Origin of the sequence: Luteibacter sp. 3190 (assembly GCF_031456385.1) — a bacterium.
Lineage (GTDB): Bacteria > Pseudomonadota > Gammaproteobacteria > Xanthomonadales > Rhodanobacteraceae > Luteibacter.
Genome location: NZ_JAVDUO010000001.1, coordinates 1,924,642 through 1,939,249 on the forward strand (window position 1 = coordinate 1,924,642; position 14,608 = coordinate 1,939,249).

Consider the following 14,608-nt stretch of genomic DNA (forward strand, 5'->3'; position numbering starts at 1 on the left):
CACGCCATGGCCGACCTGCGCTCCACCGAACGCTTCTCCGATCGCGTCGAGGACTATGTCCGCTACCGTCCGGACTACCCGGTCGCGCTGGTCGGCTGGCTGCATGGCCTCGGCGTCAACCCCGACTGGACCGTCGCCGATGTCGGCGCCGGCACGGGAATCTCCAGCAAGCTCTTCCTCGACGCGGGACACCGCGTCACCGCCGTGGAACCGAATGCGAAGATGCGCGACGCCGCCATCCGGTGGCTTCGCGACGAAGCGCGCTTCGTCGCCGTCGATGGCTCCGCCGAGGCCACCGGGCTGCCCGACGGCTCGACGGACCTCGTCATCGCCGCGCAGGCGTTCCACTGGTTCGATACGGAGAAGGTGCGCGCGGAGTTCGCGCGCATCCTGTCGCCGCGCGGTCTCGTGGCCGTGTTCTGGAATTCGCGCCGGCTGACCGGCACGCCATTCCTGGAAGGCTACGAACGGCTGCTGCACGAATACGGCGTCGACTACGTCAGCGTCGCCGAGCGCTACGCGGACGACGACGCGATGACGCGCTGGTTCGGCCATGGCTATCGCGGCATGGCGTCGTTCCCGCACGCGCAGAAGCTCGATCACGAGGCGCTGCTCGGGCGCCTCATGTCGTCCTCCTACGCGCCGAAACCCGGCCACCCCAACCACGAACCGATGCTCCACGCGCTGCGGTCGCTGTTCGACGCGACCCAGGACGGCGGCACGGTCGATTTCGAATACGACACCCGCGTCTTCGCGGGTCATCCGGGACCCTGATGTACGACCTGATCCGCCCCCTGCTCTTCGCCCTGGACGCCGAGACGGCCCACGGTCTCACGCTCTACGCCTCGGATGTCGCCCAGCGCAGCGGCCTCTCCGGCCTGATCGCGAAACCGCCCGCGGATCTTCCGGTGCGCGCCTTCGGCATCGATTTTCCGAATCCCGTGGGACTCGCCGCCGGGCTCGACAAGAACGGGGACCACCTCGACGGTCTCGCGGCGATGGGCTTCGGTTTCGTCGAGATCGGCACGGTGACGCCGCGGCCGCAGGCCGGCAACGACAAGCCGCGCATGTTCCGCCTGCCCGAGCACGAGGCCGTCATCAACCGCCTCGGCTTCAACAATGGCGGCATCGACGCGCTGGTGCGCAACGTGGAGAAGGCGAGCTTCCGCGGCGTGCTCGGCATCAACATCGGCAAGAACAAGGACACGCCGAACGAACGCGCGATCGACGATTACCTGTTCTGCCTCGAGCGCGCGTATCCGCTCGCCAGCTACATCACGGTGAACATTTCCTCGCCAAACACGAAAGGCCTGCGCGACCTGCAGGAAGAGGAAACGCTGCGCCGCTTCATCGGCACGCTGCGCGACGCGCAGGAGCGGCTCGCCGGCCAGCACGGCAAGCGCAGGCCGATGCTGCTGAAGATCGCGCCCGACCTCACGGAGGCCGAGCTCGACGCCATCGCCGACGTGCTGCTGGCTTCGGGCATCGACGGCGTGATCTGCACGAACACCACCATCGATCGCGGCCAGGTCGCCGGACATCCGCACGCCGGCGAGACCGGCGGCCTGTCGGGCCGGCCGTTGTTCGCGAAGTCCACCGCGGTGTTGCGCGCCATGCGTGCGCGCGTCGGCGACAGGCTGCCGATCGTGGGCGTCGGCGGCATCGTCGACGGCGATACCGCTGCCGGGAAGATGGAAGCCGGCGCCACGGTCGTGCAGGTGTATTCGGGCCTCGTCTATCGCGGCCCGAAGCTGATCGCCGAGGCGGTCGCCGAAATCCGTCGCCGCGGGGTCGTGGCATGAACAACGCACCGGTGGACATGGGCGGCTTCTCGCTCGCCAGCGACGCCCCGCTAGGCCAGCGCAACACGCTGCGCGTCGATGCGCGCGCGAAGCTGCTGGCGGAAGTGCGCGATCCCATGAAGATCCCCGAGCTGCTGGCCTACCCGGCGGTCAAGGGCGGCAAGGTGCTCGTGCTCGGCGAAGGCAGCAACCTGCTGATCAAGGGCGACTTCGACGGCACCGTGCTGGCCATCGCCACGCGCGGCGTCGAGACGTTCCAGCGCGACGATCGCGTGCTCATCCGCGTCGCCGCCGGCGAGCGCTGGGACGACTTCGTCCGCTGGTCGCTCGGGCAGGGATTCGCCGGCCTCGAGAACCTCATCCTCATCCCCGGCACGGTCGGCGCCTCCCCGATCCAGAACATCGGCGCGTACGGCGTGGAGGTCGCGGAATTCATCGACACGGTCGAGGCGTGGGACACGCACAAGGGCGAGTTCGTCGTGCTCGACAAGGCCGCCTGCGCATTCTCGTACCGCGACTCCACCTTCAAGCAGCAGGCCGGACGCTGGATCGTCGTCGCGGTCACGTTCGCCCTGCCCCGCGAGCGTCCGTTGTCGCTCGACTACGCGGGCATCCGCGAGGAAGTGGAAAAGATGGGCGTCGCCCGCGCCACGCCCTACCACGTGGCGGAGGCCGTCGTCCGCCTGCGTTCGCGCAAGCTGCCCGACCCCGCGGTGATCGGCAACGCGGGCAGCTTCTTCAAGAACCCGATCGTTCCGGCCGCGAAAGCGGACGCCCTCGCCCTCGCCCATCCCGGCATGCCCGTATGGCCGCATGCGGGCGATACGGCGAAGATCTCCGCGGGCTGGCTGATCGAAGCCGCCGGATTCAAGGGCGAGCGCGAAGGCGACGCCGGTATGTCCAACCGCCACGCGCTCGTCCTGGTGAATCACGGCAAGGCCACGGGGCCGCAACTGTGGGCTTTCGCGCAGAAGGTGATCGCGGGCGTGCAGGCGAAGTTCGGCGTGACGCTGGAGCCCGAACCGGTGGTGGTGTGAGGCACCGGGTCACGGCCCTGTAACACCCCGGTCATACGCTTCCGCGGGCGGCGTACCATGGGGGCGTCGCGACACGCGACGAGGACGCAGCCCTGGACACGATGACGCCACCCAACGAATCGACCGCGCCGGCCAAGGCCGGCACCGCGCGAACCGCGCCGACGCCGGAGCTGCCCGAGGTCGACCTCAACGACACCAGCCTCTACGTCCACCGCGAGCTGTCGCAGCTGCAGTTCAACATCCGCGTGCTCGACCAGGCGCTGGACGAGTCCAAGCCGCTGATCGAGCGCCTGAAGTTCCTGCTGATCTTCTCGTCCAACATGGACGAGTTCTTCGAGATCCGCGTGGCCGGCCTGAAGCAGCAGATCGCGTTCGACCACGAGATGATCGGCGCCGACGGCATCCCGCCGCGGCGCGCGCTGGCCGAGATCGCCGAGGTCGCGCACAGGCAGATCGAGCGCCAGTACACGATCCTCAACGAGAAGATCCTTCCCGCGCTGGAAAAGGAAGGCATCCGCATCGTCCGGCGCAACCAGTGGTCGCACAAGCAGAAGCTGTGGGTGCGCCGTTATTTCCGGCATGAGGTCGCGCCGCTGGTCACGCCGATCGGCCTCGACCCCACGCACCCGTTCCCGCGCCTGGTGAACAAGAGCCTGAACTTCATCGTGCAGCTGGAAGGCACCGATGCGTTCGGCCGCGATTCGGGCCTCGCCATCGTGCCGGCACCGCGCATCCTGCCGCGGCTGATCCGGCTGCCCGACGAGGTCAGCGAGGGCGGCGACAACTACGTGCTGCTGTCGTCGATCATCCACGCGCACGCCGACGATCTGTTCCCCGGCATGCGCGTGCTCGGCTCGTACCAGTTCCGCCTGACCCGCAACGCCGACCTCACCATCGACCCGGAAGACGTCGAAGATCTCGCGCGCACGCTCCGTGGCGAGCTGTTCTCGCGCCGCTACGGCGACGCCGTGCGCCTGGAGGTGGCCGACAACTGCCCGAAGCCGCTGGTCGACTACCTGCTGAAGCAGTACTCGCTCGAAGCCGATGCGCTCTACGAGGTGAACGGCCCGGTCAACCTCGCGCGCCTCTTCGAGATGACGCTGCAGCCCGCCTACGCGCGCCTGCAGTTCCCGACGTTCGTTCCCGCGTTGCCGAAGGCGTTGGCGGAAGCGGAAGACATGTTCTCGGTGATCGGCAAGCAGGACATCCTGCTCTATCACCCGTTCGAATCGTTCTCGCCCGTCGTGGACTTCCTCCGCCAAGCGGCGAAGGACCCGCAGGTGCTGACGATCAAGCAGACGCTGTATCGCAGCGGCGCGAACTCCGAGATCGTCGACGCGCTGGTGGAGGCCGCCCGTGCCGGCAAGGAAGTCACCGCCGTGGTCGAACTGCGGGCGCGTTTCGACGAGGAGTCCAACCTGAGCCTCGCCTCGCGCCTGCAACAGGCCGGTGCGGTGGTGACCTATGGCGTCGTCGGCGTGAAGACCCACGCGAAGCTGATGCTCGTGCAGCGTCGCGAGAACGGCAAGCTGGTGAGCTACGCGCACCTGGGCACCGGCAACTATCATTCGGGCAACGCGCGCCTGTACACCGACTACAGCCTGCTCACGTCGGACGAAGCCCTGTGCGACGACGTGCATCGTCTGTTCCGCCTGCTGACGGGGATGGGCAAGGCGCTGAAGATGAAGCGCATGCTCTACGCGCCATTCACGCTGAAGAAGGGCCTGCTCGACCTCATCGCGCGGGAGGCGGCGCACGCGGCCGCGGGCCGCAAGGCGGAGATCGTCTGCAAGCTCAACGCGATCACCGACCCGAAGCTGATCCGGGCCCTCTACCGCGCCAGCCAGGCGGGCGTGAAGATCGACCTGATCGTGCGCGGCATGTGCTGCCTGCGCGCGGGCATTCCCGGGGTGTCGCAGAACATCCGCGTGCGCTCGGTCGTCGGCCGGTTCCTCGAGCACAGCCGCGTGTACTGGTTCCACAACGACGGCGAACCCGCGCTGTTCCTCGCCAGCGCCGACCTCATGGAGCGCAACCTCGACCGCCGCGTCGAGACCTGCTTCCCCATCGAGGGCAAGAAACTGCGCCAGCGCGTGCGCCGGGAGCTCGACATGTACCTCGCGGACAATCACTCGGCCTGGGTCCAGCAGCCGGACGGCACCTACGTCCTGCTCCAGCCCGCGACCGGCCAGCCGGTCCGCGACGCCCAGACGCAGTTGCTCGAGCGATTCGGCGGCCTGGCGGCCCCCGAAACCGCCTGAACGATGAATCCGCGCGCACCACATGAGGGCTAGCCCGAAAGACCAAGGCGACAACGCGCCGGGTAACGGGCAGAATGGGGGCGCAGCAGTTGGGGGAGACGGGGTTTCTCGATCGAAACGCTTCCGGATCCACGCCGCGCGGCCCGTCGGGGCGCGCTAACGCGATCTGCGGGAATCGGAATGCGGGCAGGCAACCGGCACGGCGGGTGGATCCATCGTCTCTTGCAGGCGACGCTCCTCTGCTGCCTGCTGTTCGCCGGGTCCGCCGTGGCCAACACGGTCACCGCCAACTGGCGGGAGGTCCGTCCGGGCGATACGCCGGCCGGCGTCCTTCGCGAAGCCGACCAGCGGCCGCTGCCCTCCTTCGACCCGACCCGGTTGCAGATCCTGCCGAACGCGCCGGCCGGGACCTGGGTGGTCGTGCGCACCATGCCGCCGTGGACCGCCGGCGACCGCGTCCTCAGTGTCCGCCATCCCGGCTACGGGCGCGTGTCCTTGTTCGACGGCGACAAGGTCATCGCCTCGACGGCGCTCGACGATTTCGGGCCACCGCTGCACGGCCACGGGCGCCTGATCTTCAACGTCCCCGACACGATCCCGCCATCGCGGGCCCTGTTGCTGAAGTTCGACGCCGGTGACGCGCCGCCCGGCGCGGTGACCATCGCGATCGATACCTGGCCCGACTACCTGCGCGACGACGGCAGCTGGATGGTCTTCGCCACCGGTTGCTTCGCCGTGATGCTGACGATGGCGCTCATGGCGTTGTGCTTCGCGGTGATCCTGCGCGACATGACCTTCGGCTGGTACACCGCCTACCTGCTCTGCTACGCGCTGATCCAGGGCCTGCGCTCCGGTTTCGCTTTCCACCCGCTGGAAATGGAATCGCTGGCCGGCATGGCGGACGTGCTGGGCGCGGCGGCGACCGCCCTGTCCGTCTCGTTCGCCGCCCTGTTCGCGCTGCGTTTCGCGCGCATCGACGAATTCGTGCCGTTGCTGCGCACGCCGGTACTCGCGTTCGCGCTGGTGATGCCCCTGCTCGTGGTGCTGCGTGCGACCGGCATCGATTTCCTGGTCGACATGGCCCAGCTGCTGCTCCAGCCGCTCGTGCTCCTCGGTGCGCTGCTGATGCTCGTCGCCGGCGGCATCGCGGCCTTCCGCGGATCGCGTCACGCGTGGTTCTTCCTCGTGAGCTGGACGCCGCTGCTGATCCTGACCGCGCTGTGCGGTGCGCAGCAGCAGGGCATGCTGGCGGGTGCCCCCTGGCTGCCCGACGCCGCGATCGCCGTTGGCGCGTTCGAGGCGATCGTGCTGTCGATCGGCCTGTCCGACCGCGCCCTGACGATCCGTCACGATCGCGACCGGGCCCGTGAGCTGGCCGACGTGGATCCCCTCACGGGGTTGCTCAACCGCCGCGCGTGGACGGAAGCCGCCACGCGGGTATTCGAGGCCGGCACGGCGCGTCCCGTCGCCCTGCTCTTCTTCGACCTCGATCACTTCAAGGCGCTGAACGATCGCCACGGGCACGCCGCGGGCGACCGCGCGCTGGTCGCCGTCGCCACCGCGCTCCGCCACGAACTGCGCCCATCCGACCTGCTCGCCCGCTTCGGCGGCGAGGAGTTCGTCGCCCTGCTGCAGGGCGTGGACAAGGAAAACGCGATGCAAGTCGCCACCCGGCTGTGCCGGCGCGTGCATCGCCTGGACATGAACGCCGCCGACGCCACGCTGACCGTGTCGATCGGCCTCGCCATGCGCTCGCCGGCCGACACCGTGCAGTCGCTGGTCGAGCGGGCGGACGCCGCGATGTATTCGGCGAAGCTCGCCGGTCGCAACCGCGCGGTCTGCGCGGGGAACGCCGGACCGGTGCTGGTCAGGCGCGCCGAGGCGAAGTAGCCCGCTTCCGCGGTCAGGCCAGCTCGTTCGCCGCCGCGACGATGTCGTCGTCGCCCGGCAGCACCAGGAATGCCGCGCCGGCCAGCGGCGTGAACGTATCGGCGCCGACCACGCGGCGCAGCGGGACGTGGCCGAGGCCGGCTTCCACGATCGCGGTGATCACGCCCTCGCCCACGCCGGCGCTCTTGCGGCCCTCGTCCACGACGAGAATGCGTTTCGCGGTCGCCACCTGCGTGGCGATGAACGCGTCGTTGAGCGGCACCAGCCAGCGCAGGTCCACGACGCGCACCTTCCAGCCGCGCTCGCTTTCGATGCGCCGCGCGGCGCGCAGGCTCATTGGCACGCCATTGCCGAAGGTGACGATCACCAGGTCGTCGGCATCCTCGCCATAGACGCGGCCCTCGCCCAGCGGCATGGCCTCGCCCTGCGGGGGATACCCGAACTGCCACTGCCCGTCGCCGGGTTCGTGAAGGTCCTTGGTCATGTACAGCGCGATGGGCTCGAGGAACGCCGTGACGCGTCCGTCGACCTTCGCCAGGGCCGCGAGCGTGCGCAGCATCGTCGCCGCGTCGTCGCCGCGGCTCGGGCAGCCGACGACGAGCCCCGGGATGTCGCGCAGCGCGGCGATCGAATTGTCGTTGTGGAAATGGCCACCGAAACCGCGCTGGTAGCCCAGCGACGCCACGCGCATGAGCATGGGATTGCGGTACTGACCGTTCGAGAAGAACTGCAGCGACGCCGCCTCGCCGCGGATCTGGTCGCAGGCGTTGTGGAAATACGCGAGATACTGGATCTCGGGCAGCGGCAGCATGCCCATGTTGGCGTAGCCCTGCGCGAGTCCGAGGATCATCGTCTCGTCGAGCAGCGTGTTGAACACGCGGGCGTTGCGGAACGCCTTGTGCAGCCCCTTGGTCACCGTGTAGACGCCGCCCTTCTGCGCGACGTCCTCGCCGAAGAGCAGGCTCTCCGGATACTTCGCCATCAGGTCGTGCAGCGCCTGGCCGATCTGGATCGCGAGATGCCGCGGCGGCTGGTTCTCCGGAAGCTTTCCTTCTCCGCCGAACACGCGCTCGCGCTCGGCGGGATCGGCTGCCCGCGTGGCTTCGGCACGCACGGCATCGGGTGTGTACGGCGCCAGCGGCGCCATGACGTCGGCGAGCGCCGTGAGGCGCGGGCGGCTGTCGGCATCCTCGGCCGCCGCGAAGCAGCGCCGGCGGATGCTCTCGTTGAGCTCGAGCAGTTCGTCGCGCGTGTACAGCCCCGACGCGAGCGCGATGACCGCGCTGCGCAGCAACGGGTCCGTCGCCTCCAGGGCCACGAGCTCCTCGACCGAACGCCATTCGATCTCGAAGTCGGTTCCCGCATGGCCCATGATGCGCGTCGTCCCGAGGTGCAGGAACGTCGGCCGGCGCGTGGCGCGGCAATGCGCGACGGCGCGCTCGACGTCCGCGTAACCGCCCGCGAGGTCGAGGCCGTCGGCATAGAAGTAATCGAGGTTCGCGCGGTGACGGAAGTTGTTCGCGACCCAGCCGCCCGGCGTCTTCACCGAGATGCCGATGCCGTTGTCCTCGCACACGAAGAGGACCGGCGCGGGCAGCTTCTGGTAGGCCGTCCAGGCGGCGGCGTTGAACGCCGTCTGCGCCGTGGCGTGGTTGGACGACGCATCGCCGAACGAGCAGATCGCGATCGAGTCGGCCGGGATCGGCAGCGTATGGTCGATGCGGCGGGCCTGTTCGATCGCGATCGCGGTGCCGAGCGCCTTGGGCAGGTGCGACGCGATCGTCGAGGTCTGCGGCAGCACCCACAACGGCTTGCTGCCCCACACCTTGTGCCGTCCGCCCGAGGCGGGATCCTCGCTGCTCGCGGCGAACGACAGGGCCGAATCCATCACGGGATCCATGCCCGGCAGCTTGCGGAAACGCTCCGCCATGAAGCCGCCGCTGCGGTAGTGCAGGAACGCGGGATCCGTGTGCCGCGTGAGCCGCGCGACCATGGCGTTACCCTCGTGGCCCGACGAACCGATGGTGTAGAACACCTTGTTCTGCACGCGCAGCACGCGCGCCATCAGGTCGAGGTGACGGCTGATCAGCTGCGACTCGAACAGCTCACGGAAGCCCCTCGCGTCCAGCGCGCTCCCGGGGAGCACGGGCTCATCGTCGCGGGGGGGCCGGCCGATGTCGCCCCGCCACTCCCTCACGAACTCCACGAAGTTCTGGTCGACGATCTCGGCGCGATTGAAACCCTTGTGACGGGCGGCGATGGGCTGCGGGACGGACATGGCGTGCTCGGAAGGAAAGATCAGGCGGACATCGGCGAGAAACCGGGCCGCGCGCGGACGCGCTCCAGCCAGGTGCCGACGAGCGGCCAGCGGGACAGGTCGAAGCCGCCATCGGCGGCGCAATGCGTATAGGCGAACAGCGCGATGTCGGCGACGCCGAAACCGCCGCCGCTGAAGAACGGCTCGCGCGAGAGATGCTCTTCCATGACGTCGAGGGCCTGGGCGCCGCGCTCGCGCAGGCGCGGCAGCTCGGCGCGACGCTCGTGGTCTTCCGGCAGCCAGCGGCAAATGAAGCGCGCCACGGCGATGCAGGGTTCATGGCTGTACTGCTCGAAGAACATCCATTGCAGCGTGCGCGCACGGTCCCACGACGTCGTAGGAAGGTACGGCGTGCCTTCGGCGAGATAGCACAGGATGGCGTTCGACTCGGCGAGCCGGCGCCCGTCGTCGAGAACCAGTAAGGGCACCTTTCCGTTGGGATTGAGCGCGAGGAATTCGGCGGTGCGCGTCGCCCCGCGTGTGCTGTCCGTATCGACCCAGCGATACGGACGCCCGAGCATGTCCAGCAGCAACTGCAGCTTGTAGCAATTGCCCGACGAACGCAGGCCGTAGACGGTCGGCATGCCGGTCATCGGTCAGAACGCGTTGATGCCGGTGAGCTCGCGGCCGACGACGAGCTGGTGCACGGTCTCGGTGCCTTCGTAGGTGATGACGGATTCGAGGTTCAGCGCGTGACGGATCGCCGAATGCTCGGTCGTGATGCCGGCGCCGCCGAGGATGTCACGGCAGTCACGGGCGATGTCGAGCGCCATGCGCACGTTGTTCCACTTCGCGAGCGACACCTGCGTCGGTTGCAGACGGCCGGCGTCCTTCAGGCGGCCCAGCTGCAGCGAAAGCAGCTGCGCGGTGGTGATGCGCCGGGCCATGTCGGCCAACCTGACCTGGATGGCCTGGTTGGCGGCGAGCGGACGACCGAACAGCACGCGCTGCGCGCTGTAGTCGAGCACTTCCTTCAGGCACGCCTGCGCGGCGCCGATCGGCCCCCACGTGATGCCGTAACGCGCCTGGTTGAGGCAGCCGAGCGGGCCTTTCAGCCCCTTCACGTTCGGCAGGCGCGCGCTGTCCGGCACGCGCACGTCGTCGAAGAACAGGCCCGACGTCACCGAGGCGCGCAGGCTCATCTTCTTGTGCACTTCCTGCGCGGCGAAGCCCTTGGTATCGGTCGGCACGATGAAACCCTGGATGCCGTCGTCCGTCTGGGCCCAGACGATCGCGATGTGCGCGAGGTTGCCGTTGGTGATCCACATCTTGGCGCCGTTGATCACCCAGTCGCCGCCGTCCTTGCGCGCGACCGTCTTCATGTTCGCCGGATCGGAGCCACCGTGCGGCTCGGTGAGGCCGAAGCAGCCGATCACTTCGCCGGCGGCCATCCGCGGCAGGTACTGGCGCTTCTGCTCCTCGGAGCCGTAGGCGAAGATCGGGTACATGCACAGCGAGCTCTGCACCGAGGCGAAGCTGCGCAGGCCCGAATCGCCGCGTTCGAGTTCCTGGCAGATCAGGCCATAGCTCACGCCGTTCATCCCGGCGCAGCCGTATTCCTCGGGCAGCGTGGCGCCGAGGAGGCCCAGCGACGCGATCTCCGGTACCAGTTCGGCCGGAAACCGGCCCTGATCGAAGGCGTCGCCGATGATCGGAAGCACCTTTTCGTCGACGAAACGGCCGACGGCGTCCTGCACGGCGCGCTCCTCGTCGGTGAGCAGCGAACGGACGTCGTAAAGATCGAGCGGGTCGAGACGGTGGGCCATGGCGGGCGATCACATGCGGTTGGGGAAACCCCACGATTGTAGCGGCGGCCTTCACGCCGGGTCATGCGGGCATGCAGCAAGAGGACGGCGCGACGGGCCCGGACCGGACGGCGCAAGACGCGCGGCGCCTACAGCCGTCGCCCGTGCCCGGGGCGAATACTCGCCCTCCCCCTCGATACAGGACCTTCCGATGCGCTCCTCACGTTACCTGCTCGCCCTCACCTGCCTCGCCCTCGCCGGGCCCTCCGCCGCGGAGGGCTACATGTTCGGCACCCTCGTCATGCAGTCCACCGATTCCGCGACCTATGGCGAAGTGCAGGCACTGACCCGTAACAGCCCCGTCGTGCTCATGCCCGCCGTGTACCCGGGCGACGGCACGCTGTTCGACAGGTTCAGCACCAAGGAACTCGACCGTCTCGGCGTCTTTCGCGAAGACAACCCGTTCGAACTGGAGAAGATCAGCCTTCCCAACCCTGGCGATACGGGTCGAGTGGTCAACGATGCCGGCCGCTGCCTGACCCGGACGGCCGGTCTCGAATGGGCGCAATGCGACGGCGGCGACCGGCAGCGCTGGACCTTCCGCGACGATGCCTTGTGGACCCGCGTCGGCAACAGGGATTTCTACGTGGGCTTCCGGCCCGGCACCCCTCGCGGCGGCCCCTGGGCGCTGCTCGACGGCACCTCGGGCAAGCCCACGGTCCGGATCCTTCGCGGCGCCATCTTCCACGACTGGGAGCTCTGAGGCACCCGGCGCCGTCCCGCGCGTGGAGATCACGCGCGGCGGCGCATAATGGGGCTCACCCTTACCCGGGCCCGCCCATGATCAAAGGTGTCATCCTCGGCTTCGCCTGCTACGCCGCTTACGCGTGGAGCGACGCCTTCGTGAAGTCGCTCGAGGGCACGTTGCCCGCGTACGAGGCGGTGTTCTTCGGCGCGGTGCTCGCCATGGCGGCCTTCCCGTTCCTCAAGAAGCCCGGCGATCGCTGGAGCGAGATCGTGATCTCGAAGATGCCCGGCCTGTGGCTCCTCCGCGCCATGGCCGGCGCCATCGGCAATGTCACGGCGGTCATGGCCTTCACGGCGCTGCCGATGGCCGAGGCGTTCTCGCTGATCTTCCTCCTGCCGATCTTCGTGACCATCCTGTCCGTGGTGTTCCTGCGCGAACAGGTGGGCTGGCGGCGCTGGTCCGCGGTCATCGTCGGTTTTCTCGGTGTGCTCGTGGTGCTTCGTCCCGGTTTCCGCCACCTCGGTGTCGGACACGTGGCGGCGATCATCTGCGGCATCACCGGCGCGCTCTCGATCATCGCGCTGCGCATGGCCGGGGCGACCGAAAAGCGCATCACGCTCTACGGCGCCGGCGTGATCGGCCCGATGATCGCGGGCTTCATCATGATGCTGCCGCATTTCGTCTGGCCGAACGCCCACCAGTGGTTCCTGGTGCTCGGCTACGGCCTGCTCGCCGCCGCGGGGGCCGTCCTGCTCATGCTCGCGACGCAGCACGCGCCCGCCAATCGCGTCGCGCCGACGCAATACAGCCAGATGCTCTGGGCGATCCTCTTCGGCTACCTCATCTTCCACGACCACCTGGACTGGCCGATGCTCATCGGCATCGTGATGATCCTGGGCGCCGGCCTCTTCACCTTCGTGCGCGAAGAGAAGAAGACGAACTGGTGGCGCTGGACGAACATCGTCTGACGACGGACTAGAGGTTGCTGACCCCGTGCGGCACGTGGCCCGTGGCGACGTGCCGACGTGCCGACTCGACGTTCGCCGGGGAGTCGTCGAAGAAGATGTCGGCGCCGAACGCGTCGAGGAACGGCCCCTTGTCCCGGCCGCCCAGGAACAGGGCCTCGTCGATGCGCACGCCCCAGCGACGCAGCGTGAGGATCACCCGCTTGTGGGCGGGCGCCGAACGCGCTGTGACCAGCGCGGTGCGGATGGGCGAGGTCTCGGCCGGAAACGCGGCCTGGAGACGGTGCAACGCGGCGAGGAAGCCGCGGAAGGGACCGCCGGAAAGCGGCTCGGCCCAGCGCTCGGTCTCGCTGCGGTGGAACGCGTCGAGGCCCTGCTCCTGCGACACCCGCTCGCCCTCGTCGCCGAAGATCACGGCGTCCCCGTCGAACGCGATGCGCAGCTGTTCGCTGGAACGCTGCGGCGCCGTGGACGGCAGGATGGTGGCCGCGGCCACGCCGGCCCGCAGCGCGCGGCCGACGTCCTCGGCGTTCGCGGAGAGGAAGAGATCCGCCTTGAACGGCGCGATGTAGTCGGACGTCGGCGCCCCGCTGGTGAACGCGGCGCGGGAAATGTTCAGGCCGTAATGCTGGATGGCGTTGAAGATCCGCAGGCCGGTGTCGCCCGAGTTGCGCGAGAGCAGGATCACTTCCACCGGCGGCAGGTCGCCGGAGAGCGCGTTCAGGCCCAGCAGCTTCTGCACCAGGGGGAACGCGACGCCGGGTTGCAGCAGCTCGTCTTCGTGGTCGATCTGGAACGCGCGGTACGCGTCGAGGCCTTCACGCTCGAAGAGTTCGTGGCTGTCGCCCATGTCGAACAGGGCGCGCGACGAGATCGCCACGACGAGGCGGTTGTCGCGGACCGAGGAGGCGGCGTGGGCGTTGTGGGTGTCGTCGTTCATGGCGGCATCGTAGCGCAATGGGCCTTCTCGAAGCGCCGGCGGCTACTCCGCGAACTGCTCGTCGAGGATGCGCTGCTGGAGGTTGTGCTCCGGATCGAAGAGCAACCGCACGGCATGCCGCCGCGACTGCTTCACTTCCACGGAACGCACGTCGCGCACCTCGTGGAAATCCGCCGTGGCGCTGATCGGGCGCTTGTTCGGATCCTTCGTCTCGAAGCCGACGCGCGTGGCGTGAGGAAGGATCGCCCCTCGCCAGCGGCGCGGCCGGAACGGGCTGATGGGCGTCAGCGCCAGCACGTTCGCGTCGAGCGGCAGGATGGGGCCGTGCGCGGAGAGGTTGTAGGCGGTGGAGCCGGCGGGCGTCGAGACGAGGATGCCGTCGCACACCAGCTCGTCGAGCTTCATCTCGCCGTTGAGGCTGACCGTCAGGTGCGCGGCCTGGTTGCTCTGGCGGAGCATGGCCACCTCGTTGAATGCCAGGGCGCGGTGCTCGACGCCGTCGCAGCAGGTGGAGTGCATTTCCAGCGGATGAAGGACCGCGGGGTGCGCCTTTTCGATGCGCTCCGGCAGGTGATCCATGGCGTGCTGGTTCATGAGGAACCCGAGCCGGCCCAGTTTCATGCCGTAGAACGGGATGCCGAGCGTGCGATGGGCATGCAGCGTGCGCAGCATGAACCCGTCGCCGCCGAGCGAAACGATGATGTCCGCGTCGCCCGGCGCGACGCCGCGGTAACGCTTCTTGAGCGCCGTGAGGGCGCGTTGGGCGACTTCGGTCTCGCTGGCGACGAAGGCTAGGCGCATGGGCTGGGAGCTTCCTGGTCCAGCGGCGAGCTTAGTGCGTCGTGTCTCGCCCGGATAGTCCGAAACGATCCCGCAGATCCGATCGCGGATACGATCCGCTCC

At 68.6% G+C, this 14,608-nt stretch carries 12 protein-coding genes; 7 read left to right on the plus strand and 5 right to left on the minus strand.

Annotated features, from left to right (window positions below):
* Positions 1 to 6 precede the first annotated feature (6 nt).
* The 5 genes from J2X58_RS08725 (at position 7) to J2X58_RS08745 (ending at position 6,990) form a co-directional block, all read left to right on the plus strand.
* The gene (locus J2X58_RS08725) at positions 7 to 774 is read left to right on the plus strand and encodes a class I SAM-dependent methyltransferase (protein WP_310047615.1); all 768 of its coding nucleotides are present in this window, start codon (positions 7 to 9) and stop codon (positions 772 to 774) included.
* Positions 774 to 1,802: a quinone-dependent dihydroorotate dehydrogenase gene (locus J2X58_RS08730; protein ID WP_310047617.1), complete on the plus strand. Its 1,029-nt coding sequence runs from the start codon at positions 774 to 776 to the stop codon at positions 1,800 to 1,802. The genes J2X58_RS08725 and J2X58_RS08730 overlap by 1 nt, the downstream gene beginning before the upstream one ends.
* A gap of 17 nt (positions 1,803 to 1,819) precedes the next feature.
* The gene (gene murB, locus J2X58_RS08735) at positions 1,820 to 2,839 is read left to right on the plus strand and encodes a UDP-N-acetylmuramate dehydrogenase (RefSeq protein ID WP_310047919.1); all 1,020 of its coding nucleotides are present in this window, start codon (positions 1,820 to 1,822) and stop codon (positions 2,837 to 2,839) included.
* 101 nt (positions 2,840 to 2,940) lie between these two features.
* Positions 2,941 to 5,100 carry a polyphosphate kinase 1 gene (gene ppk1 / locus J2X58_RS08740; RefSeq protein WP_310047619.1) on the plus strand — a complete coding sequence of 720 codons (2,160 nt, stop codon included), beginning with the start codon at positions 2,941 to 2,943 and terminating at the stop codon, positions 5,098 to 5,100.
* 180 nt (positions 5,101 to 5,280) lie between these two features.
* A complete protein-coding gene (locus J2X58_RS08745; RefSeq protein WP_310047621.1) occupies positions 5,281 to 6,990 on the plus strand; it encodes a diguanylate cyclase in 1,710 nt (569 codons plus the stop codon).
* Between the two features lie 13 nt (positions 6,991 to 7,003).
* On the opposite strand, the gene J2X58_RS08750 is transcribed toward J2X58_RS08745, so the two are convergent.
* From J2X58_RS08750 to J2X58_RS08760, 3 genes are read right to left on the minus strand one after another with little or no spacing between them, the layout of a single operon-like run.
* Complete coding sequence (locus J2X58_RS08750) at positions 7,004 to 9,268, minus strand: thiamine pyrophosphate-dependent enzyme (RefSeq protein ID WP_310047622.1); 2,265 nt, start codon at positions 9,266 to 9,268, stop codon at positions 7,004 to 7,006.
* A 20-nt stretch (positions 9,269 to 9,288) separates the two neighbouring features.
* On the minus strand, positions 9,289 to 9,900 hold the full coding sequence (locus tag J2X58_RS08755; protein WP_175472731.1) for a glutathione S-transferase family protein: 612 nt from the start codon (positions 9,898 to 9,900) through the stop codon (positions 9,289 to 9,291).
* Positions 9,901 to 9,903: 3 nt separating this feature from the next.
* A complete protein-coding gene (locus J2X58_RS08760) occupies positions 9,904 to 11,073 on the minus strand; it encodes an acyl-CoA dehydrogenase family protein (RefSeq protein ID WP_090052361.1) in 1,170 nt (389 codons plus the stop codon).
* Positions 11,074 to 11,263: 190 nt separating this feature from the next.
* On the opposite strand from J2X58_RS08760, the gene J2X58_RS08765 reads away from it, so the two are divergent.
* Together J2X58_RS08765 and J2X58_RS08770 are read left to right on the plus strand one after the other, a co-directional pair.
* Positions 11,264 to 11,815: a hypothetical protein gene (locus J2X58_RS08765; RefSeq protein WP_310047626.1), complete on the plus strand. Its 552-nt coding sequence runs from the start codon at positions 11,264 to 11,266 to the stop codon at positions 11,813 to 11,815.
* A gap of 77 nt (positions 11,816 to 11,892) precedes the next feature.
* A complete protein-coding gene (locus J2X58_RS08770; RefSeq protein WP_090052358.1) occupies positions 11,893 to 12,768 on the plus strand; it encodes a DMT family transporter in 876 nt (291 codons plus the stop codon).
* A gap of 7 nt (positions 12,769 to 12,775) precedes the next feature.
* On the opposite strand, the gene J2X58_RS08775 is transcribed toward J2X58_RS08770, so the two are convergent.
* Both J2X58_RS08775 and J2X58_RS08780 read right to left on the minus strand, forming a co-directional pair.
* Entirely contained in the window at positions 12,776 to 13,705 is a 930-nt protein-coding gene (locus J2X58_RS08775; RefSeq protein WP_090052357.1) for a 5'-nucleotidase, read from the minus strand.
* Between the two features lie 42 nt (positions 13,706 to 13,747).
* Positions 13,748 to 14,506, minus strand: coding sequence for an NAD kinase (locus tag J2X58_RS08780; protein WP_090052354.1), 759 nt, complete (start codon positions 14,504 to 14,506; stop codon positions 13,748 to 13,750).
* Between the last annotated feature and the right edge of the window lie 102 nt (positions 14,507 to 14,608).